At 63.4% G+C, this 22,482-nt stretch carries 16 protein-coding genes; 9 read left to right on the top strand and 7 right to left on the bottom strand.

The genetic code is table 11. The annotated features are described in order from the left end of the window. Nucleotides 1–57 precede the first annotated feature (57 nt). From KIP88_RS23575 to KIP88_RS23545, 7 genes are all read left to right on the top strand, one after another. The gene (locus tag KIP88_RS23575; protein WP_214490374.1) at nucleotides 58–1,212 is read left to right on the top strand and encodes an acyl-CoA dehydrogenase family protein; all 1,155 of its coding nucleotides are present in this window, start codon (nucleotides 58–60) and stop codon (nucleotides 1,210–1,212) included. 133 nt (nucleotides 1,213–1,345) lie between these two features. Next, nucleotides 1,346–2,497 carry an acyl-CoA dehydrogenase family protein gene (locus tag KIP88_RS23570; RefSeq protein ID WP_214490373.1) on the top strand — a complete coding sequence of 384 codons (1,152 nt, stop codon included), beginning with the start codon at nucleotides 1,346–1,348 and terminating at the stop codon, nucleotides 2,495–2,497. A 36-nt stretch (nucleotides 2,498–2,533) separates the two neighbouring features. Further along, nucleotides 2,534–3,190, top strand: coding sequence for a glutathione S-transferase family protein (locus KIP88_RS23565; protein WP_214490372.1), 657 nt, complete (start codon nucleotides 2,534–2,536; stop codon nucleotides 3,188–3,190). Nucleotides 3,191–3,304: 114 nt separating this feature from the next. Beyond that, a complete protein-coding gene (locus KIP88_RS23560) occupies nucleotides 3,305–4,126 on the top strand; it encodes an AraC family transcriptional regulator (protein ID WP_214490371.1) in 822 nt (273 codons plus the stop codon). A gap of 66 nt (nucleotides 4,127–4,192) precedes the next feature. After that, the gene (locus tag KIP88_RS23555; protein WP_214490370.1) at nucleotides 4,193–5,059 is read left to right on the top strand and encodes a 3-keto-5-aminohexanoate cleavage protein; all 867 of its coding nucleotides are present in this window, start codon (nucleotides 4,193–4,195) and stop codon (nucleotides 5,057–5,059) included. A gap of 154 nt (nucleotides 5,060–5,213) precedes the next feature. Next, a complete protein-coding gene (locus KIP88_RS23550; protein ID WP_214490369.1) occupies nucleotides 5,214–6,830 on the top strand; it encodes an acyl-CoA carboxylase subunit beta in 1,617 nt (538 codons plus the stop codon). Further along, nucleotides 6,827–8,806 (top strand): acetyl-CoA carboxylase biotin carboxylase subunit, encoded by a 1,980-nt coding sequence (locus KIP88_RS23545; RefSeq protein ID WP_214490368.1) that lies wholly within the window; start codon nucleotides 6,827–6,829, stop codon nucleotides 8,804–8,806. The genes KIP88_RS23550 and KIP88_RS23545 overlap by 4 nt, the downstream gene beginning before the upstream one ends. A gap of 95 nt (nucleotides 8,807–8,901) precedes the next feature. Here KIP88_RS23545 and KIP88_RS23540 read toward each other — a convergent pair whose 3' ends face one another. The 7 genes from KIP88_RS23540 to KIP88_RS23510 form a co-directional block, all read right to left on the bottom strand. Continuing rightward, complete coding sequence (locus tag KIP88_RS23540) at nucleotides 8,902–9,894, bottom strand: ABC transporter ATP-binding protein (protein ID WP_214490367.1); 993 nt, start codon at nucleotides 9,892–9,894, stop codon at nucleotides 8,902–8,904. Continuing rightward, nucleotides 9,891–10,904: an ABC transporter ATP-binding protein gene (locus KIP88_RS23535; protein WP_214490366.1), complete on the bottom strand. Its 1,014-nt coding sequence runs from the start codon at nucleotides 10,902–10,904 to the stop codon at nucleotides 9,891–9,893. The genes KIP88_RS23540 and KIP88_RS23535 overlap by 4 nt, the downstream gene beginning before the upstream one ends. Then, nucleotides 10,904–11,797 (bottom strand): ABC transporter permease, encoded by an 894-nt coding sequence (locus tag KIP88_RS23530; protein ID WP_214490365.1) that lies wholly within the window; start codon nucleotides 11,795–11,797, stop codon nucleotides 10,904–10,906. The genes KIP88_RS23535 and KIP88_RS23530 overlap by 1 nt, the downstream gene beginning before the upstream one ends. Nucleotides 11,798–11,801: 4 nt before the next feature. Further along, a complete protein-coding gene (locus KIP88_RS48245) occupies nucleotides 11,802–12,749 on the bottom strand; it encodes an ABC transporter permease (RefSeq protein ID WP_214490364.1) in 948 nt (315 codons plus the stop codon). 142 nt (nucleotides 12,750–12,891) lie between these two features. Beyond that, a complete protein-coding gene (locus KIP88_RS23520) occupies nucleotides 12,892–14,487 on the bottom strand; it encodes an ABC transporter substrate-binding protein (RefSeq protein WP_214490363.1) in 1,596 nt (531 codons plus the stop codon). A 235-nt stretch (nucleotides 14,488–14,722) separates the two neighbouring features. Next, entirely contained in the window at nucleotides 14,723–16,273 is a 1,551-nt protein-coding gene (locus KIP88_RS23515) for an AMP-binding protein (protein WP_214490362.1), read from the bottom strand. Between the two features lie 16 nt (nucleotides 16,274–16,289). After that, the gene (locus KIP88_RS23510; RefSeq protein WP_214490361.1) at nucleotides 16,290–17,444 is read right to left on the bottom strand and encodes an iron-containing alcohol dehydrogenase; all 1,155 of its coding nucleotides are present in this window, start codon (nucleotides 17,442–17,444) and stop codon (nucleotides 16,290–16,292) included. A 660-nt stretch (nucleotides 17,445–18,104) separates the two neighbouring features. Between KIP88_RS23510 and KIP88_RS23505 the strand changes: the two genes are divergently transcribed. Continuing rightward, nucleotides 18,105–19,235: an efflux RND transporter periplasmic adaptor subunit gene (locus tag KIP88_RS23505; RefSeq protein ID WP_374226503.1), complete on the top strand. Its 1,131-nt coding sequence runs from the start codon at nucleotides 18,105–18,107 to the stop codon at nucleotides 19,233–19,235. Continuing rightward, nucleotides 19,232–22,384 (top strand): efflux RND transporter permease subunit, encoded by a 3,153-nt coding sequence (locus tag KIP88_RS23500; RefSeq protein ID WP_214490360.1) that lies wholly within the window; start codon nucleotides 19,232–19,234, stop codon nucleotides 22,382–22,384. Before KIP88_RS23505 ends, KIP88_RS23500 begins: the two co-directional genes overlap by 4 nt. Nucleotides 22,385–22,482: the final 98 nt, after the last annotated feature.

Here is a 22,482-nt window from a genome sequence, read left to right as displayed (position 1 = left end):
TCAACGCAAGTTTGCGCGGGCCAAATCGGGGCATCGTGATTTCTCCGGGAGGAAAGCATGCTGGAGCGCACAGGGGTGCAAAGCCCGTTCTATACGGCCGAACATGAGGCGTTCCGCGACGTGATGCGCCGCTTCGTGGCGCGCGAGATCGAGCCCTATGCCCATGAATGGGACGAGGCCGGCGAGTTTCCGCGCGAGCTATATCGCAAGGCGTCCGAGATCGGGCTGCTCGGGCTCGGTTTCCCGGAAGAATATGGCGGTGTGGTTGCCGACCAGTTCATGAAAATCGTGGCATCGCAGGAGCTGGCGCACGCCGGCGCCGGCGGGGTCAGTTCGAGCCTGATGAGCCACACCATCGGCTCGCCTCCGATCGCGCGCGCCGCGCGGCCCGAGATCAAGGCGCGGGTGCTGCCGCAGGTGCTGTCGGGCGAGAAAATCTCCGCGCTCGCGATCACCGAGCCCAGCGGCGGCTCCGACGTCGCCAATCTCAAAACCAAGGCGCGGCGTGACGGCGACCATTATGTCGTCAGCGGCGAAAAGACGTTTATCACCTCGGGAATGCGGGCCGATTATCTGACGGTTGCGGTGCGTACCGGCGGCGAGGGACCGGGGGGAGTCAGTCTGTTGCTGATCGAGGGCGACACGCCGGGCCTGTCGCGCACGAAGCTGAAGAAGATGGGCTGGTGGGCTTCCGACACCGCCACGCTGCATTTCGACGAATGCCGTGTGCCGGCCGAAAATCTGATCGGCGAGGAGGGTCAGGGTTTCAAGATCATCATGCATAATTTCAACAGCGAGCGCATGGGCATGGCGGCGAGCTGCACGGCTTACGCCCGCGTCTGCGTCGAGGACGCGATTGCGTACGCCAAGGAGCGCAAGACGTTCGGCAAGCCGATCGCGGAGCACCAGGTGATCCGCCACAAGCTGGTCGACATGGCCCAGAAGATCACGGCGTCGCAGGCGATGCTGGAAATGCTGGCATGGCGGCTCGGGCAGGGCGAGAGCCCGGTTGCCGAAATCTGCATGATGAAGAACCAGGCGACCCAGACCATGGCGTTCTGCGCCTCCGAGGCCGTGCAGATTTTTGGCGGCGCCGGCTTCATGCGCGGCGTCAAGGTTGAGCGCATCTACCGCGAGGTCAAGGTCAACGCCATCGGCGGCGGCACCGAGGAGATCATGAAGGATCTCGCTTCGAGGCAGATGGGGCTCTAGCCGTCATTCCGGGGCGCGCGAAGCGCGAACCTCAGATGTGCAATTGCACATCGGGGAATCTGGAGATGAGTTACACAATGTCGAGGTTCCGGGTTCGACGCTTCGCGCCGCCCCGGAACGACAGGGAAACAAAATGCTCTTCACCGCCGACCACGACGAACCTCGCCGCATTCTGCAAAAGTTCATCGCCGTCGAGATCAATCCGTTCGTCGATGAATGGGAGAAGAACGACATCTTCCCCGCGCATGAGCTGTTCAAGAAGCTCGGCGATCTCGGCTTTCTCGGCCTCAACAAGCCGGTCGAGTTCGGCGGCCAGGGGCTCGATTACTCCTACGCGCTGATGATGGCGGAAGAACTCGGCGCCATCACCTGCGGCGGCGTGCCGATGGCGATCGGGGTGCAGACCGACATGGCGACGCCCGCGCTGGCGCGGTTTGGTTCAGACGAAGTGCGCCGCGAGTTTCTCGCACCCGCGATTGCCGGCGATGCGGTGGCTTGTATCGGCGTCTCCGAGCCCGGCGCCGGCTCCGATGTCGCCTCGATCAAGACGCAGGCGCGCTCTGATGGCGATGACTACGTCATCAACGGCGGCAAGATGTGGATCACCAATGGCGTGCAGGCTGACTGGATATGCCTGCTCGCCAATACCAGCGACGATCAGGTCCATCGCAACAAGTCTCTCATTTGCGTGCCGATGAAGACCAAGGGCGTGCAGGTCGCGCGCAAGCTCGACAAGATGGGCATGCGCTCATCCGACACCGCGCAGATCTTCTTCGACAATGTCCGGGTGCCCAAGCGCAACCGCATCGGCGAGGAAGGCAAGGGCTTTACCTACCAGATGGTGCAGTTCCAGGAGGAGCGGCTGTGGGGCGCGGCGGCCTGCCTCAAGGCGCATGAGTTCATCATCGCCGAGACCATCGAATACACCCGCAACCGAAAAGCGTTCGGCAAGTCGATCCTCGACAACCAGACCGTCCATTTCAAGCTGGCGGAGATGCAGACCGAGGTCGAACTGCTGCGCGCGCTGATCTACCGCGCCGCGGAGGCGCTGGTCGCGGGCGAGGACGTGACGCGGCTCGCCACCATGGCCAAACTCAAGGCAGGCCGGTTGGGCCGCGAACTCACCGACGCCTGCCTGCAGTTCTGGGGCGGCATGGGCTTTATGAACGAGACGCCGGTGAGCCGGGCCTATCGCGACAGCCGCCTGACCTCGATCGGCGGCGGCGCCGACGAGGTTATGCTGACGGTGCTGTGCAAGATGATGGGCACACTGCCTAAAAGCTAATAAGAAACGATCAGAAGTAACGATGAGGAACGCCTGATGATCACGCTCTATCACTGCGACGGCGCACGCTCATTCCGTCCGCTCTGGATGCTGGAAGAGATGGGCTTGCCGTATGAGTTGAAGATGTTGCCGTTCCCGCCGCGGGTGTTCGCCAAGGAATATCTTGCGATCAATCCGCTCGGCACCATTCCCTTCATGATCGACGGCGAGACCAAAATGACGGAATCCTCCGGCATCTGTTATTACCTTGGCACCAAGTATGGCCCGACACCGCTTGTGGTCGGGCAGGACGACCCCGCCTACGGCGCGTTCCTGAACTGGATGTATTTCAGCGACGCCACACTGACTTTTCCGCAAACGCTGGTGCTGCGATACAGCCAGCTCGAACCGGAAGAACGACGGAACCCGCAAGTTGCCGGCGATTACGCGAAATGGTTCCTCGGCCGGCTGCGCGCTGTCGAGGCAGCCACCGCGAATGCCGAAACCTTGTGCGCCGGTCGATTCACCGCGGCCGATATCGTCAACGGCTATGCGTTGCGGCTGGCCGGCAATATCGGGCTCGCCAAGGATTTCGGCCCCAATGTCGCCGCCTATTGGGCCCGGTTGCAGGAACGTGACGGGTACAAGCGCGCCGTTGCCGCGGAACGCAAGGCCGGCGTCGAGCAGAATGTGGCGCCGCGCGTACGGGCTTGAAATGGTGCCGATTCGGACCGCGAATTAACCTCTCCCGATCGGTGACAGACTCCAATTTTCCGCTATGGTTGACCCCGTCGCAGCGGCCAAAGAGCCGCGCGAGGAGGACGAGCCATGGACGACATCGGCCAGAAATCCGGTCATCTGATGCTGATCACCCCGGAGCGCGTTTTTTACGCGGGCCTGCTCGGCCGTCCGCGCCAACGCTGCTCGGGCGCGTTCAACATCTATGTCTCGATCGAGGGCGGACTGTGGCTCACGACCGCCGATGGCCGTGAAACCCATGGTGAAATGGTCGCTCTGTTGCCGAACATCAGGCACACCATCGCCAGCGATTATCGTTCGGTGCTCAGCGTCGTGATCGAACCGGAAAGCGTTCGTCCCGGCGTACTGGAAGATCTCGCACGGCGTCTCGCAGGGCCTGAAGGCGAAGCTTTCACCAGCCGCATCCGCGCCGCCTATCGCGAACTCCGCGAGCATCACGCCGGCGACGAGTTCTCCAGCGCCGAATTCGATACCCTGTGCCTCGGCGAGGCCCTGCCACAGCGCGAACTCGATGCCCGCGTGGCGCGCGCCATCGTGCAGATCGGAAAATTCTGCGGCGAGCCAGTGACGGCGGCGAGCTGCGCCGCGGAGGCCGGCTTGTCCCCCTCGCGCTTCCTGCATTTGTTCAAGGAAGAGACAGGCATTTCCTTCCGTTCGTTCCGAGCCTGGAAGCGGGCGCGGCATTTGCTCCATTTCGCCAACCAGGACATCAACCTTGCGCATCTGGCGCAGGATATCGGCTATCCCGACTCCACGCATTTCAGCCACTCGATCCGCCGCTTCTACGGCTTGAAGCCGCGCGCGATCTTTTCAGGCTCGCGCGATCTGGCGATCTATAGCCACGGCCGCGCCAGTGCCGATAATAGCGGGTTGACGCAAGAAGCCGGCTGATGCCGGACGCATGATCGCAAACGATATTTCCGCGATCCCTCGCGTCTCGCAATCGAAGGCTGATCCATGGGCGACAAGGCCGTCATTACCTGCGCGCTGAACGGCGTGCTGACCGATCCGAAGCAGCACAACGTGCCGGTTACGCCGGAGCAGATGGCGCGCGAGGCCAAGGCCGCGTTCAACGCCGGCGCCAGCATCATGCATGTCCATCTGCGCCAGCAGGAGCCGAACAAGGGCCATCTGCCGTCCTGGGACGTCAGCGTCAGCAAGGAAATCCAGCAGGCGATCCGCGAGGCCTGCCCCGGCGTCATCATCAACCACACCACGGGCACGTCGGGTCCCAAGTATCAGGGCGCGCTCGACTGCGTGCGCGAGACGAAGCCTGAGATCGCGGCCTGCAATGCGGGTTCGCTGAATTATTTGAAGGTGAAGTCCGACAACACCTGGGCCTGGCCGCCGATGATGTTCGATAACGCGGTCGAGAAGGTGCAGGACTATCTCGACGTCATGAAGGAAGCCGGCACGATCCCCGAGTTCGAATGCTTCGACGTCGGCATCGTGCGCTGCGTCGGCATGTACCGGCAGACTGGAATGTATTCCGGCCCGCTCGAATACAACTTCGTGATGGGCGTCGCCTCCGGCATGCCCGCCGATCCTGACCTGTTGCCGATCCTGTTGAAGCTGAAGCTGCCGAAAGCGCATTGGCAGGTCACCGCGATCGGCCGCGCCGAAATCTGGCCGCTGCACCAGCGCTGCGCCGATCTCGGCGGGCATCTCCGCACCGGGCTGGAGGATACTTTCTATCTCGGCGATGGCACCAAGGTGACCTCGAACGGGCAATTGATCGAGGCGATTGCCGCCTGTGCGCGGCGCGCTGGCCGCGAGATCGCGAGCCCGGTCGAAGCGCGACAGATTTTCGGGACAAGGCATTAGCGCCGTCATTGCGAGCGAAGCGAAGCAATCCATCTCGCGGCGGGAAAAGTATGGATTGCTTCGTCGCTGACGCTCCTCGCAGTGACGACGTGTTGGGTCAATCAGAGAATGCCAAGCCTCCGGCGTATCCCGGAATGGCGGAGTGAGTTAGTTTATGGCCGTCCTCGAAAACACCATCGCGACTGGTAGCGCCGCCTACCAGGCCAACCGCGACGGCATGCTGACGCTGATCACGCGCATGCGCGCCCTCGAAGATAGCACGCGCACCGCATCGGCCGCGGCAAGGGATCGCTTCCACAAGCGCGGGCAGTTGCTGCCGCGCGAGCGCGTGGCGCTGGTGCTCGACCCCGGCTCACCATTCCTCGAACTGTCCACTCTTGCGGGCTACATGTTCGACGTGCCCGACGCCGACAAGAGTATCCCCGGTGGCGGAGCGATCGCCGGCATTGGTTTCGTCTCCGGCATCCGCTGCATGGTCAGCGCCAACGATTCCGGCATCGATGCCGGCGCGTTGCAGCCGTACGGCCTCGACAAGACGTTGCGGGTGCAGGAACTGGCGCTGGAGAACAAGCTGCCTTACGTGCAACTGGTCGAAAGCGCCGGCGCCAATTTGCTGCGCTACCGCGTCGAGGATTTTATTCGCGGCGGCAATATCTTTCGTAACCTGGCGCGGCTGTCGGCGGCTGGGTTGCCTGTCGTCACCGTGACACATGGTTCGTCGACCGCGGGCGGCGCTTATCAGACTGGATTATCCGATTATATCGTGATGGTGCGTGGCCGCACCCGCGCATTCCTCGCCGGCCCACCGCTGTTGAAAGCTGCTACGGGTGAGATCGCAACGGAGGAAGAGCTCGGCGGCGCCGAGATGCACACCTCCATTTCCGGTCTCGGCGATTATCTGGCGGAAGACGACCGCGACGCGCTCCGCATCGCGCGCGATATCATGGCCAATCTGGAATGGGACCGGCCGAAGCCGGCGGAAGCTTCATTCAAGCCGCCGCGCTACGACGCCGAGGAACTACTCGGCATCATGCCGATGGACCACAAGCGTCCCGTCGACATGCGGCAGGCGATCGCGCGCTTTGTCGATGATTCCGACTTCACCGAGTTCGGCGCGAATTACGGACCTGCCACCGTATGCGGCCACGCCCGCATCGAGGGGCAGGCGATCGGCATCATCACCAATAACGGCCCGCTCGACGTGCCCGGCGCCAACAAGGCGACGCATTTCATTCAGGCCTGCTGCCAGTCACGCACGCCGCTGCTCTACATGAACAACACCACCGGCTACATGGTCGGAAAGGCCTACGAGGAAGCCGGCATGATCAAGCACGGCTCCAAGATGATCCAGGCGGTGACTTCGGCGACGGTGCCGCAGATCACGATCTACTGCGGCGCGTCGTTCGGCGCAGGTAATTACGGCATGTGTGGGCGTGGCTTCCATCCGCGCTTCTGCTTCTCATGGCCCAACGCCAAGACCGCCGTGATGGGCGGCGAGCAGGCGGCGGAGACCATGGCGATCGTGACCGAGGCAGCGGCGGCGCGGCGCGGCAAGCCGATCGAGAAGGAAAAGCTGGAGGCGATGAAGGAGCAGATCACGGGCGTGTTCGACGGCCAGATGGACGTGTTCTCGACCAGCGCGCGGGTGCTCGACGACGGCGTGATCGATCCGCGCGATACCCGCAGCGTGCTTTCCGAGGTGCTGGCGATCTGCCGTGAGGCCGAAGCCCGCTCGCCCCAGCGCATGCAATTCTCGGTCGCGCGGCCATGAGCGGGATAGCAGTGAAGCGAACGCCGTTCTTCAAGATTTTGGTCGCCAATCGCGGTGAGATCGCGCTGCGGGTCATGCGCACGGCGCGGCGGCTAGGTTATGGGGTGGTCGCCGTCTATTCCGATGCCGACCGCGATGCGCTGCATGTCCGCGAGGCCGACCAGGCGGTGCGGATTGGGGAGGCGCTGCCGGCGCAGTCATACCTGCGGATCGATGCGATCATTGCCGCCGCCAAGGCCAGCGGCGCCGGCGCGGTGCATCCGGGCTATGGCTTCCTCGCCGAGAACGAAGATTTCGCGCAAGCCTGCCGCGAGGCCGGACTGGTCTTCATCGGTCCGTCGCCCGAGGCGATTCGGGCGATGGGCAACAAGGCCGGCGCCAAGGACATCATGCAGAAGGCCGGCGTGCCTATCGTGCCCGGCTATCAGGGCGCGGACCAGAGCGACGCCGTGATGTTGCGGGAAGCCGAAAAGATCGGCTTCCCCGTCATGATCAAGGCGGTCGCCGGTGGCGGCGGGCGTGGGATGCGGCTGGTCGCAGATGCTGCAGCGTTCCCGGACGCGTTGCGCAGCGCGCGCTCCGAAGCGCAGGGCGCGTTCGGCGATCCCACCGTGATCCTTGAGCGCGCCATCGTCGATCCCCGCCACATCGAGATCCAGGTGTTCGGCGACCGCTGCGGTAATGCCATCCATCTCGGCGAGCGCGATTGCTCGGTGCAACGCCGGCACCAGAAGGTGATCGAGGAAGCACCGTCGCCGAAGGTGACGCCGGAACTGCGGGCGCGAATGGGCGCTGTTGCGGTCGCCGCGGTCAAATCGATCGGCTATGAGGGCGCGGGGACGCTGGAATTCCTGCTCGATCCAGGTGGTGAGTTCTATTTCATGGAAATGAACACGCGGCTGCAGGTCGAGCATCCCGTCACCGAGGCGATCACCGGGCTCGATCTGGTCGAGCTGCAGTTGCGCATCGCCGCGGGTGAACCGCTTGGGCTCAGGCAGGAGGATGTCAAATTCTCCGGCCACGCGATCGAGGTGCGGCTGTGCTCGGAGGACGCAAATCATGATTTCATGCCGCAGTCCGGCATAATGGCGTTGTGGCAGATGCCGGACGGCGTCCGCGTCGAGCACGGGCTTCAATCCGGTTCCGAGATTCCGCCATTCTACGATTCCATGATCGCCAAGATCATCAGCCATGGCGCCGATCGTAACGAGGCGCGGGGGCGGCTAATCTGCGGGCTGGAGCAGACCGCCGCGTTCGGCGTCACCACCAATCAGGGATTTTTGATTTCCTGTCTGCGTCATGCCGTCTTCGCCAAGGGCGAGGCGACCACGGCTTTCATCGGCAATCATCGCGATGAACTGCTGGCGCCCCGCGCGGACGACAAGGCGGAAGCTGCGCTGGCCGCCTTGTTGCTCTACGTCACCAACCCACACGCACCGCCCTGGCGCGCCGGGCGAAGTCTGGCAGCGACGTTTCCGCTGACGATGCGGATCGATCTCGGCCGTGGTGTGCTTGAGGTGGATATCGTGCGGGAGCGCGATGGGAGCTATATCGCGGGCCTCGAAGGCGGCGAACAGTGGTTCGAGATTGACGAACTCGGGCTCGACGCGATCCGATTCCGTACCGACGGCATGATGGAATCGGCGAGGTTCCTGCGCGATGGCGACCGGCTCTATGTTCTGCACCGCGGCGCCACGATGGCCGTTCGCGACCTGACGCTGGCAGCACCGGTGTCGGCCGCGGCGGCCGGCGGCGACGGCAAGGTGCGCGCGGCGATGAACGGTCGCGTGGTGGCGGTGCTGGTCAAGCCGGGTGAGCAGGTTGCCGCCGGCCAGCCTGTGATGACGCTGGAAGCGATGAAGATGGAGCACGTGCATACGGCGGGCGTCGCCGGCACGGTGTCAGCCATCGATGTCGCCGAGGGTGAGCAGGTGACGACGGGCAGGATCGTCGTGGAGATCGCGGCGCTCGCTTAGCTTCGTAGGGTGGGCAAAGGAGCGTAGCGACGTGCCCACCATTCTTGCTGCGCGAAAAGATGGTGGGCACGCTGCGCTTTGCCCACCCTACACGTTCACTCCGGCCGCCCCGTCCCTTCATTCAGCCAGCACGCCACCTGATGGCGTTCGCCGGCCCCAACCAGCGCGGGCCGCTCCACCTTGCAGCGGTCCATGGCGTAGCGGCAGCGGGTGTGGAAGGCGCATCCGGAGGGCGGGTTGATGGGACTTGGAACGTCGCCGTCGACCATGGGCGCAAGGCGTTTTGCCTTGGGATCGGCGATCGGGACAGAGGCCAGCAGCGCCTGCGTGTAGGGATGACGCGGGTTGGCAAACAACTCGCTCTTGTCCGCGATCTCGACGATGCGCCCGAGATACATCACGGCGACGCGGTGGCTGATATGGGCGACGACGGCGAGATCGTGCGCGATGAACAGGTACGAAAAATCGTTCTTGCGCTGCAGGTCGATCAACAGGTTGATCACCTGCGCCTGGATCGAGACGTCGAGTGCCGATACCGGCTCGTCGCACACAATGAGACTCGGCCCGAGCGACAGCGCGCGCGCGATGCAGATGCGCTGCCGTTGTCCGCCGGAGAACTGATGCGGATAGTTCTTCATCTGGTCCGCCCGCAGGCCTACCTGCGCGAACAGTTCGGCGACGCGTTCCTGTTGCGCGCGACCGGTTGCGAGGCCGTGCACGGCGAGCGGTTCGCCGACGATATCGCCCGCTGTCATGCGCGGATTGAGCGAGGCGAACGGGTCCTGGAACACGATCTGCATCGAGCGCCGATGCGGCCGCATCTCGGCCTTGCTCAGGCCGGTGATGTCGGTGCCATTGAGCTTGATGGCGCCGGAGGACGGCTCCACCAGCCGCAGCACGCTGCGCGCGACCGTCGATTTGCCGCAGCCGGACTCGCCGACCAGCCCCAGCGTCTCGCCCTTGCCGACGGAGAAGCTGACGCCATCGACGGCGTGCACCGTGCCGATGCGACGTCGCAACACGCCACCGCGCACCGCGTAGTGCTTGACGAGGTCGGTGACTTCAAGCAGGGGCCGTTGATAGGTCATGGCGCACCCACCAATTCCGCCGCACGCCAGCACGCTGCGAAGTGATCGCTGTCGACTTCCTGCAGCGGCGGGTATTCTGCGCGGCAGCGATCGATAGCGAGGCTGCAGCGCGGCGCAAAGGCGCAGCCCGGCGGCAGATTCGTCAGCGACGGTACCATGCCGGGAATTTCGTTCAGCCGTGCGTCGGTCTTGGCGCCAAATGAAATCACCGCCGGCATCGAGGCCATCAGCCCGCGCGTGTAGGGATGCCTCGGGTTTTCGAACAGGTCCTCCACGGTCGCTTCCTCGACCTTCTTGCCGGCATACATCACGATGACGCGCTGCGCAGTCTGCGCCACGACGCCGAGGTCGTGAGTAATCAGGATCAGCCCGGTGCCGAGCGTCTTCTGCAGATCGACGATCAGCGCCAGGATCTGCGCCTGGATCGTCACGTCGAGCGCGGTCGTCGGCTCGTCCGCGATCAGCAGCGCCGGCCGGCACGCCAGCGCCATCGCAATCATCGCGCGTTGTCGCATGCCGCCGGAAAGCTGATGCGGATATTCCAGCGCGCGGCGTTCCGGCTCGGGGATGCGGACGAGGCGCAGCATTTCGACCGCCTTCGCCCAGGTCTCCCTGGACGTCATTTCGCGATGCAGGCGGAGCACTTCGGTGATCTGATCGCCGATCCGCATCACCGGATTGAGCGAGGTCATCGGCTCCTGAAATATCATCGAGATGCGGTTGCCGCGGATCTTGCGCATCTCGGCTTCCTCGAGGCCAAGCAGATCGGTGCCTTCCAGCGTCACCGAGCCGCCGACCACCCGGCCCGGCGGGTCCGGCACCAGCCGCATCACCGACAGCGCGGTCACGCTCTTGCCGCAGCCGGATTCGCCGACGATCGCCAGCGTCTCGCCACGGCGAACGCTGAACGAGACGTCGTCGACCGCGCGGAACAGTCCCGAATTGGTGAAGAACACCGTCTGCAGGTTCTTCACATCGAGAACCATGTCATCCTTCTGCGCCTCGGTCATCAGCCGCGCTGCCTCGGGTCGAGGATGTCGCGGAGCGCATCGCCGAACAGATTGGTGCCGAACACCGCAAGGCTGATCGCGACGCCCGGGAAGATCACCAGCCACGGCGCGGTGCGGACATATTCCGCCGCCGATTCCGACAGCATGCGGCCCCAGGACGGATAGGGTTCGGGAATGCCGAGGCCGAGAAACGACAGCGAGGCCTCGGTGAGGATGGTCGAGCCGAGCTGCGCGGTCGCCAGCACGATCAGGGGCGCCAGCGTGTTGGGCAGCACATGACGAAGCGCGATGCGGGTCTCGCTCATGCCGATCGATTTTGCGGCTTCGACGAAGGGCAATTCGCGCAGCGCCAGCGTGTTGGCGCGGATGACGCGGGCGACCGTCGGGATCAGCGGGATCGCAATGGCGATGATCACGTTGGGCAGCGATGGCCCCAGCGCCGCCGTCATCACCAGCGCCAGCACCAGCAAGGGCAGGGCCTGCAAAATGTCGGTGATGCGCTGGAATAAGAGGTCGACCCAACCCGACAGATAGCCCGATGCGAGGCCGACGATGACGCCGATCGATGATCCCAGCGCGGTGGCGCCGATGCCGACGGCCAGCGAAATCCGCGCGCCATGGACGATCCGGCTCCAGACGTCGCGGCCGAATGAATCGGTTCCCATCCAGTGCGCCGCGCTGGGCGAGGCCAGCCGCTGCGCGGAATCGACGCTGAGCGGATCGTAACGGCAGATCAGGTCGGCCGAGATCGCCATCCAGACGAACATCACCATGATGACAAGGCCGATCGTGCCGAGCAGATAGCGCTGCGCCAGAAACAGCAGACGGCGCCAGCCATGCGTCGAATGGGCGCCGGCCCGTCTTAACTCGCTATCGAAGTTGATCGTGGCCAAGCGGCTAATCCCCATACCGGATGCGCGGGTCGATCGCGGCGTAAAGCATGTCGACGGTGAAGTTTGCGACCACCACGACCACGGCGATCAGCATCACGAGGTTCTGGACGATCGGGTAGTCGCGCCAGCGCAGCGCCTCGACCAGGAAGCGGGCGACGCCGGGAATATTGAACACGGTTTCGGTGACGATCAGCCCGCCGATCAGGAAGGCCGCCTCGATGCCGATCACCGTAATGACCGGGAGAATGGCGTTCTTCAGCGCGTGGCGATAATTGACCGATGCCTCGGATGCGCCCTTGGCGCGCGCGGTGCGGATGTAGTCCTGCCGCAGGATTTCCAGCATCGAGGAACGCGTGATGCGCATGGTCAGCGCCGCGCTGCGGAAGCCGACCGCCATCGCCGGCACCGCATAGATCGCAAAAGCCTCGGTCCAGGTCTTTGGGTTGGGGTTGTAGATCGGCATGCTGCCGAACAGCGAGACCGACGCCATCAGGATCAACAGGCCAAGCCAGAACGAGGGTAGCGACAGGCCGCTCAGGCTGACGATGCGCAAGGCATAGTCGAGCCGCGAGCCCTGATGGACCGCGCTCAGTACCCCCAAGGGAATGCCGATGGCAGCAGAGAACAGCAACGCCAGCGCCGCCAGCCGCGCGGTGATCGGAATGCGCGGCAGGATCTCCTGCAGCGCCGGCTTTTCCGACACGTAGGAATAGCCGAGATCGCCCTGCAGCAGCCCGCCGATCCAGTTCAGATATTGCACGTAGATCGGCAGGTTGAGGCCAAGCTCCTTTTCGAGGTTGGCCTTGTCGGTGGGATCGACGAAGCCCGCGGCGTCGAACAGGATGTCGACGATGTTGCCGGGAACGACGCGCAGCAGCACGAAGATGATGATCGAGATCCCGACAAGGGTCACGAGCATCAAGGCGAGGCGTCGCACAATATAAGCAAACACCTAGGCGGTTCTCCCTGGCCGACTGGCTTGAGGTCGATTCTGATTAAATCAGAACCGAACTCCATTTTTTTGTTTTGACGCGCTTTCTTGACGCGAACCGGGTCCCGCTTCGCTCGAAAACGCTATGCTTGCGGCTGAACGGTTACTTGTCCATCCAGAGGTCTTCGTAACGATAGCCGTTGTAGGAGCTGTTCACCATGACGGTGACGCCCTTGACATAAGGGTTCCAACACGTCCCGGTACGGCCATGGAAGATGATCGGGCGCGCCACATCCTCCTGCAACTTCTTGTCGATTTCCCACACCAGCTTCTTCCGCTTCTCCTTGTCAGTCTCGGCCGACTGCTGATCGAACAGTTTTTCGATCTCCTTGTTGCAGTAGTTGGTGTAGTTGCGCTCCGATCCGCAGGAATAGTTTTCGTAAAACGACTGGTCGGGATCGTCGACCGCGTTGCCGGTGAGGTTGAGGCCGAGCGTGTAATCCTTGCGCGCGACTTTCGGGAACCATTGCGCGGTATCGACGACATCGAGTTCGCCGTCGATGAAGATGCCCTTCATCTGGTCGATCAGGATGACGGCGGGATCGCGGTAGATCGGAATGTTGCGCGTGGCGACCTTGACGGCGAGGCGCTTGTCCGGGCCGTAGCCTGCCTTCTGCATCAGCTTGCGCGCCTCTTCCCGGTTGGCGTTGATGTCGGGGCCGTAGCCGGGGATCGATTCCATCATTTCCTTCGGCATCGCCCACAAGCCGCCCGGCGCCGGCAGCATGGTGCCACCGATATCGGCCTGTCCTTCGAACATGATCTGGATGAACGCCTTGCGATCCAGCACCAGCGCCAAGGCGCGTCTGATATCAAGATTATCGAACGGCGGCGAAGACGAGTTGACGATGATGTTGGTCGAAACGTTGATCGGCTCGACCACGCAGACTGCGTTCGGCGCCTGCGACTTGACCTCCTTGAGCAGCGGGATCGACACTTCAGTGGGGAAGGTCATGTCGAATTTCCCGGAGACAAAGCCGAGAATAGCCGTCGAGCGGTTGGTAATGATGGTGAATTCGATGCCGTCGAGGTGCGGCAGGCCCTTCTTCCAGTAATCGGGATTCTTGGTCAGCTTGATCGATTCGTTGGCCTTGAACTCGACGAATTTGAACGGCCCGGTGCCAACCGGCTTGGTGCGCATCTCGGCCGGAGAGACGTGGCACGGATAGACGGGCGTATAGCCGGAAGCGAGCAGCGATAGCAGCGCCGGCTGCGGCCGCTTCAGCTCAAACGAAGCCTCATAATCGCCGTTCACGGTCACTTCGTTGACCTGATCGTACCAGGACTTTCGCGGGTTCTGGCGGAACTTCTGCTGCGACTTGCCCATCAGCATGTCGAAGGTGCATTTGACGTCGGCGGACGTGAACGGCTTGCCGTCATGCCATTTGACGCCCTGCCGCAGCTTGAAGGTCAGCTTCTTGTTGTCGCCGCTCCAGGCCCAGCTCTCGGCGAGATCGGGGACGATCGACTCGACGCTATTCTGCGGCACATCCTGCTTGAACATGACGAGATTGTTGAACACCGGCATGAAGGGGACGTTGATGGAGTAAGTGGCGCCCTCGTGGATCGAGGCGCTGCCCGGACTGTCGCGGTGATACATCCTGAGAATGCCGCCCTGTTTCGGCTCCCCGGCCGATGCGACATCGTATGCCGGCAGCAACAACAAAGCCGCGACGGCAAGCGCTTGCACGCTCCGCATGATCCCCTCCACATTTTTCGGTCTCAACTGGCCGATTGGTATCGAGGATACCATGGCGCAGCGTTCGGGCAACCTGCCAGGCCAATGCGAGGCTTGGTAATTTGGACTAATCGAAATCCGCGTGGCGGAACTTGCGATGATTTGCCAGCCACTGCGACGATCCAGCCGCTTCGTTGCAGCGCGGTCATTGCATCGCACTTCGTCACATTGCTTCGCTTGACGATGACCCATGTCGCTAGACGATCCGCGAGGTCTTGTTGCCCCAATAGCGATCGCGCAATAGCCGCTTGTAGAGTTTTCCGGTCGGAAGTCGCGGTAGCTCGGCCTCGAAGTCGATCGAACGCGGCACTTTCTGGCGCGATAGCGACTGGCTGCAGAAGGCGATCAGTTCATCGGCCAGTTCCTGCCCCGGCGGAACGCCGGGCATCGGCTGCACCACCGCCTTCACTTCCTCGCCGAGATCTGGATTGGGCACGCCGAACACCGCCGCGTCCGCGATCTTGGGATGGGTGATCAGCAAGTTCTCGCATTCCTGCGGATAGATGTTGACGCCGCCGGAGATGATCATGAACGTGGCGCGGTCGGTCAGATAGAGATAGCCGTCATTGTCAACATAGCCGACGTCGCCGACCGTGCTCATGCTGCCGTCGGCCGAACGCGCCTCCTGGGTCCTGGCCGGATCGTTGAAGTATTCGAACGGCGTCGCCGTCTTGAACCACACCGTGCCTGACGTGCCGACCGGGCAGGGCTGCATGCTCTCATCGAGAATATGCAGGTCGCCGAGCAGCACCTTGCCGACGGTGCCGCGATGGGCCAGCCATTGCTCGCTGTCGCAGGAGGTGAAGCCGAGCCCTTCGGTGGCGCCGTAGTATTCGTGGATGATCGGTCCCCACCATTTGATGATGTCGTCCTTCACCGCAGCGGGGCAGGGCGCGGCGGCATGGATCGCGATTTCGAGGGATGAGAGATCGTAGCGTTTGCGCACGTCTTCCGGCAGTTTCAGCATCCGCGAGAACATCGTGGGCACAAGCTGGGTGTGGGTGACGCCCCATTTTGGGATCAGTGCGAGATAATGTTCGGGATCGAACCGTTCCATGATGATGGCGGTGCCGCCCATCTTGATCGTGAGATTGACGGCGGCCTGCGGCGCCGAGTGGTAGAGCGGCGCGGGCGACAAATAGATCATGCCCTCGCGGTACTGCCAGATCTTCACCAGGAAATCGAACAGCGGCAACTGCTGATCGGCCGGCAGTTCCGGCAGCGGGCGCAGAATCCCCTTCGGGCGGCCGGTGGTACCGGAGGAATAAAGCATCGCGGTGCCAACACACTCATCTGATATCGGTGTGTGCGGTAAGCCGGCCGTTACTTCTTGCAGACCAACGATGCGATCGCTTTCGCCCTCGCCATCGGCGACGATGCAAAGCTCCACTTTCGGGCATTCCTTCAACGCCTCGCGCGCGACATCGAGTTTTTCCCTGGATGTGATGAGGATGCGCGACTGGCTATTGGTCAGGATGTAGGCCAGCTCGCTCGCGGTCAGATAGGAGTTCACGCAGGTGTAATAGAGACCCGAGCGTTCGCCGGCGCCACAGGCTTCGAAGTAGCGGCTGTTGTTCTCCATGAAGATCGAATAGTGATCGAGCCGCTTCAGGCCGCGGTTGCGAAACAGATGCGCCAGCCGGTTGGAGCGCGCGTCCAGTTCGCGATAGGTCACCGCCTCGCCTGATGACGCCATGATGAAGGCGGGCTGAAGCGGACGAAGATGAGCGTGCTTGCCGGTGTACATGTTGGCTTCGGTCTCCTTATGCGGCCATATCCAGAATTTCGCGCACCTGCGTCGACCCCTCGATCTTGCGCGGATTGCGCGGCACCCAGGGTGTCGCCATCGCGGCCTGCGCGATGCGGTCGAAATGCTCCGGGTCCACTTTGACCTCGCGCAGGCTGCGCGGCATACCGAGGCCGCGAATGAACCGGTCGAGCACGCCGCCTGCGTCCTCGTGCGGATGGCCCATGGCGGCCGAGACCAGCGCCTGCCGCTCGGCATTGGCTGACTTGTTCCAGCGCATCACCGACGGCAGCATCACGCAGGAAGTGTAGCCGTGCGGCACGCCGAACTCCGCGCCGAGCACGTAGCCGATGCCGTGGCTGGCGCCCATCGGCACGCCGGAAGCCAGCGGCCCGGTCGAAAGCCAGGTCCCGATCTGGCAATCCATCCGCGCGTCGAGGTCGGCGGCGTCGGCCTTCACCCGCGGCAACGCCTGCGCCAGCATCGATAGACCCTTCAGCGCCTGGGCATCGCCGTAAGGGTGCGCCTCGCGCGAGCAGATACCTTCGACGCAATGGTCGACGGCGCGGATTCCGGTCGAGAGCCATAGCCATTCCGGCGTGTGCAGGCTGAGCCAGGGATCGAGGATCACCGCGCGCGGCATCAACAGCGGATGGCGCAGCGCTTCCTTGACCTTGGTCTTCTCGTTGGTGACTCCCGCCGTGGCGGAGAACTCGCCGCCGGCAATCGTCGTCGGCACGCTGATCTGGCGTACCGTCGGCGTGGCGAGCTGCGGCGAAGCGCCGCGACCGGCCTTGATCCGGTCGATGTCATCGGGATTGCGGACATCGTTGGCGAGGCACAGCTGCACCGCCTTGGCACCGTCGGTGATCGAGCCGCCGCCGATCGTGACGATGAGATCGGCGTTCGCGGCGCGGGCCTGTTCGCTGGCGGCGATGACCGCGGAGCGGGGCGTGTGCGGCGGCATCGCGTCAAAGGTGCCGGCGCAGCGCGGCCCCAGCGCGCGGCGGATGTTCTCGATCACATCGGTTTCGCGGTTCAGCGTGCCGCTGACCATCAGAAAGGCGCGTGTGGTGCCGAGCCGGTTCAACTGCTCGACGAGCGCCTCGGATGCCGGCCGTCCGAACACGACCTCATCCATCGCGCCGAATACGACACGACCTTTATGCACGGCTGTCCTCCCCGGACATTTTTGGCCCTTGTTGCGGGCCTTGGAGGCAAAGGTTAGCGGAGGAAATTCCCGGCGTCATGCCTGAAGATGGCGATGGAGCGCGCAATGCCCGTATGAGCCGTCATACCCCGCGAAGGCGGGGTATCCGTACGCCGCGGCTTCTCGACTCAATCACTGGCGTCACTGGAATACTGGGTCACCCGCTTTCGCGGGTGACGACAAGTGGATGTGACTTTGCGATCTCGCGGCGCATTGCGCCCGAGGTTTGCTATCAACTTCCTGCCCTTCAATCGGTGGGCGAAGACCGGCTGAGCGCTGCACCCGCAAAGCGCCTTCACGTCACGTTTTCGTCATCAGCCGGCGATTAGCTGAATGCTCGTCGCAGCGGGTTGCGCGGTCATCGCAGTGCGGAAAAGCGGGTGATCCGCGTGGCGCAGGCCGTTAGCTCCACGAATGCATAACGATTGTGCTTGATCCCGCCGGGTTCTTGACGAGACTGGGAACCGATCACATCTGTGGCCTCCGCCGTTAAGTTCCACGGCGGCTTTCATCCATCAGGGATGTCGAGAGGGGAGATGGGGTTTGACTGCAACTGAGCAATTGAAAAGTCCGGCTTTGCCGACAGAGGTCGACATTCGCGCTCTCCGTGGCCTCAAATGGTTGACCCCGCTGCTCGCACTGGCGCTGTCCGCTTGCGACAACAAGCCGCCGCAACAAGCGGCTCCCGCGGCACCGCCCGTTACGGTCGCGCAGCCGGTGAAGCGTACTGTCACCGACTGGGATGAATTCACCGGACGGTTCGAGGCGATTCAGGAGGTCCAGGTTCGCGCCCGCGTCGGCGGCTTCGTGAAATCAGTCGAATTTCGCGACGGTAGCATCGTGCGGGCCGGCGATCTGCTTTATGTGATCGACGCCCGCCCGTTCGAGGCGGTCGCCGAACAGGCGGACGGCCAGCTATCCGACGCGCGGGCGAAGGGGGAGCTTGCCAGGCGCGAACTCGACCGTGCGCTGACGTTGAATCAGACCCAGGCCGTATCCGATTCCATCGTCGACCAGCGCCGCCAGACCTTGCAGGCGGCGCGCGCGGCGGAGATGCAGGCCGAAGGCGCGCTCAAGGCCGCCAAGCTCAATATCGAATTCAGCCATGTGATGGCGCCGATTACGGGCCGCGTCAGCCGCCACCTGGTCACGCCGGGCAATCTCGTGCAGGGCAGCGATGGCGGCTCCACGCTGCTCACTTCGATCGTCTCACTCGATCCGATCTACATCTATTTCGACGTCGACGAGGCGACCTACCTGCGAAACAGCCGGCTCTGGTCCGAAGGCAAGCGGCCGAGCTCGCGCGACACGCCGAACCCGGTCGAAGTGACGCTGACCGGCGGAACCAAGCCCTCGCATGAGGGCAAGATGGATTTCCTCGACAATCGCCTCGACGTCTCGACCGGGACGCTGCGCAGCCGTGCAGTGATCCCGAACAAGGATCTCTCGATCCTCCCGGGCCAGTTCGGCCGCGTCCGGATCATCGGCAGTGCGCCTTATGAGACGTTGCTGCTGCCTGATACCGCTGTCGCGACCGACCAATCGCGCAAGATCGTTTTCGTCGTCAAGGACGACAATACGGTCGAGGCGAAGGCGGTGACGCTTGGGCCGCTGGATGAAGGCCTGCGCGTGATCCGCGAAGGGATAAAAGCTGAAGACCGCGTCATCATCGACGGCCTGCAGCGAGCGCGCGTGGGTGCGAAAGTCACCCCGCAAACCGCCGAGATCAAGCCGGCCGGTGGCAAGACATGAATCTGGGCCGCCTCTCCGTCAACCAGCCCATCCTGGCGATGGTGCTGTCGATCGTGCTGATGATCGTTGGCGCGATCGCCTACACCACGCTGCCGGTCGCGGAATATCCGCAAGTGGTTCCGCCGACGGTGACGGTCACCACGCAATATCCAGGCGCCTCTGCGCAAACCGTGTCCGACACCGTCGCCGCCCCGATCGAGCAGGAGATCAACGGCGTCGAGGACATGCTGTATCTCTACAGCCAGGCGACCTCGAATGGACAGTTGACGATCACCGTTACGTTCAAGCTCGGGACCGATCTCGACCAGGCGCAGGTGCTGGTGCAGAACCGCGTCGCGATTGCGCAGCCGCGGCTGCCCGAAGAAGTGCAGCGCGGCGGCGTCGTCACCCGCAAGAACAGTCCCGACATCCTGATGGTCGTGTTCATGCTGTCGCCGGACGACACGTTCGACCAGCTCTACATCAGTAACTACGCGCTGCTGCGGGTCCGCGACCAGCTGGAGCGGCTCGACGGCGTCGGCGACATCCAGATCTTCGGCGCACGCGACTATTCGATGCGGCTGTGGCTCGATCCCGACAAGATCTCCACGCTGGGCCTGACGGCCGGCGAGGTGGTTGCGGCGATCCGGTCGCAGAACGTGCAGATCGCGGGTGGCCAGATCGCCGAACCGCCGATTGCCGACCGCGCCTTTTCGCCGAATCTTACCTTCACCGGCCGATTGAAGGATCCCAAACAGTTCGAGGAGATCGTGGTCAAGGCCGGTACCGACGGGCGTATCGTGCGGCTGCGCGACGTCGCGCGGATCGAGCTCGGCGCGCTGGCCTACTCGACCAACAGCTTCCTGCTGCGGAAATCTGCCGTCGGCATGGTGGTGACCCAGCGGCCGGGTTCGAACGCGCTGGCGACCGCCAAGGGCATTTCGGACACGATGGAGAGGCTGAAGGCGAGCTTTCCGAAGGGGCTCGACTACAATATCGGTTACAACCCGACCGAATTCATTGCGCAGTCCGTCAGCGAGCTGATCAAGTCTATCTACGAAGCGATGGCGCTGGTGGTGATCGTGGTGCTGGTGTTCCTGCAGGGCTGGCGACCGGCCATCATTCCCATCATCGCTATTCCCGTGTCGCTGGTCGGCACCTTTGCGGTGATGGCCGCACTTGGATTCTCGATCAACAATTTGACCTTGTTCGGCCTGGTGCTCGCGGTCGGCATCGTCGTCGACGACGCAATCGTGGTGGTCGAGAATGTCGAGCGACATCTCGAGCACGGCATGAGCAGGCGCGACGCCGCGCTGCGCACCATGGAAGAGGTCGGCGGCGCGCTGGTTTCGATTGCGCTGGTGTTGTGCGCGGTGTTCGTGCCGACGGCATTCCTCGGCGGCATCTCCGGTCAGTTCTTCCAGCAGTTTGCCGTCACCATTGCGGTGGCGACGGCAATTTCCTGCTTCTGCTCGCTGACGCTTTCACCGGCGCTGGCCTCGATGATCCTGCAGCCGCATGCGGACAAGCGGCCTCCGGCGCGCTGGAATTTCATCGCCCGCGGCTGGGACGCGTTTACCGGCGTGTTCAATCGCGGCTTCGACCGGCTCGCGCATGGTTATGCCCGGGCCGCCGATTTCGTGATCCGGCATTCGGTGGTGATGTTATTGGTCTACGTGGCGCTGATCGGCGGCGCCGGATGGCTGCTCGTCACCACACCGCAGGGTTTCATTCCGGCGCAGGATCGCGGCTACGTCATCGTCTCCGTGCAGCTGCCGGGCGCGGCCTCTTTGGCGCGGACGACCGAAATAGTCAGGGAGGTCGAGAAAAGAGCACTCGAGACGCCCGGCATCGTCCGGGTCGCGGCGTTTGCGGGCTTCTCGGGCGCAACCCGCACGCAAGCGAGCAACGCCGCGGCGCTGTTCCCCGTGTTCGAAGATCCGGAGGTTCGCCACAAGAAGGGACTGTCCGCCGACGCAATTGCCGGTGATCTGCGCAAGCGGCTTGCGAGCATCCAGGGCGCGTTCATCATCGTCATTCCGCCGCCGGCGGTGCCCGGCATCGGTACCGGCGGCGGCTTCACCATGCGCATCCAGGATCGTCAGAGCCGCGGCCCTGAACTGCTGGCGGCTGCGACCGACGAACTGGTCGGCGCTGCCCGCAAGGCGCCCGGGCTGACCCAGGTGTTCTCGCCGTTTACCGCCAACACGCCGCAATTGTTCGTCGATATCGACCGCGTGAAGGCGCAGAAGCTCGGCGTGCCGATCGCGAACATCAATGAGGCGATCCAGACCTATTTCGGATCGACCTATGTCAACGACTTCAACCTGTTCGGGCGCACCTACCGCGTCACGGCACAGGCCGATCTGCCGTTCCGGAAAGAGAGCACCGATCTCTCGCGCCTGCGTACCCGCAACGCTGCCGGCGACATGGTGATGCTCGGCAGCGTTGTGGACTTCAAGGATATCGCCGGCCCCGACCGCGTCGCACGCTACAATCTCTATCCAGCTTCCGAGCTGCAGGGCGACACGCTGCCGGGCACCAGCTCGGCGACTGCCATCGACACCATGAAGAAGCTCGCCGAGGAGACGCTGCCGACCGGCTTCGGCTTTGAGTGGACAGATTTGTCCTATCAGCAGGTGACCGGCGGCCAGGCCGGCCTCCTCGTGTTCCCGATCTGCGTGCTGTTCGTCTATCTGGTGCTGGCGGCGCAATATGGCAGCTGGAGCCTGCCGTTCGCGGTCTTACTGATCGTGCCGATGTGCCTGTTTGCCGCCACCATCGGCGTGCGGATCATGGGACAGGACGTCAACATCCTGACCCAGATCGGATTCGTGGTGTTGGTGGGGTTGGCGGCCAAGAACGCTATTCTGATCGTCGAGTTCGCGCGCGACATCGAACTCGAGGGTAAGGCGCGGCTGGAGGCTGTCATCGAAGCCTGCCGGCTGCGGTTGCGGCCGATCCTGATGACGTCGTTCGCCTTCATCCTCGGCGTGCTGCCGCTGGTGATCTCGTCGGGCTCGGGGTCGGAGATGCGTCAGGCGGTGGGGGTTGCCGTGTTCTTCGGCATGATCGGCGTCACGCTGTTCGGCCTGATCTTCACGCCGATCTTTTACGTTATCGTGAGGAATCTGGCGGACGGGAAGGGCAAGAAGCCGGCCGTGGTGTGAGTGGACAATTGGCCCCTGCCGTCATTCCGGGGGGCGCGAAGCGCGAGCCCGGAATCCATTTGACCACAGGTTATGCCGCCTGATGGATTCCGGGCTCG

It is taken from the genome of Bradyrhizobium sp. SRL28 (assembly GCF_018596315.1).
In the GTDB taxonomy this organism is placed as follows: Bacteria; Pseudomonadota; Alphaproteobacteria; order Rhizobiales; family Xanthobacteraceae; genus Bradyrhizobium.
Note: the sequence above shows the minus strand (reverse complement) of the source record. Positions and strands in the feature narration are given on the sequence as shown.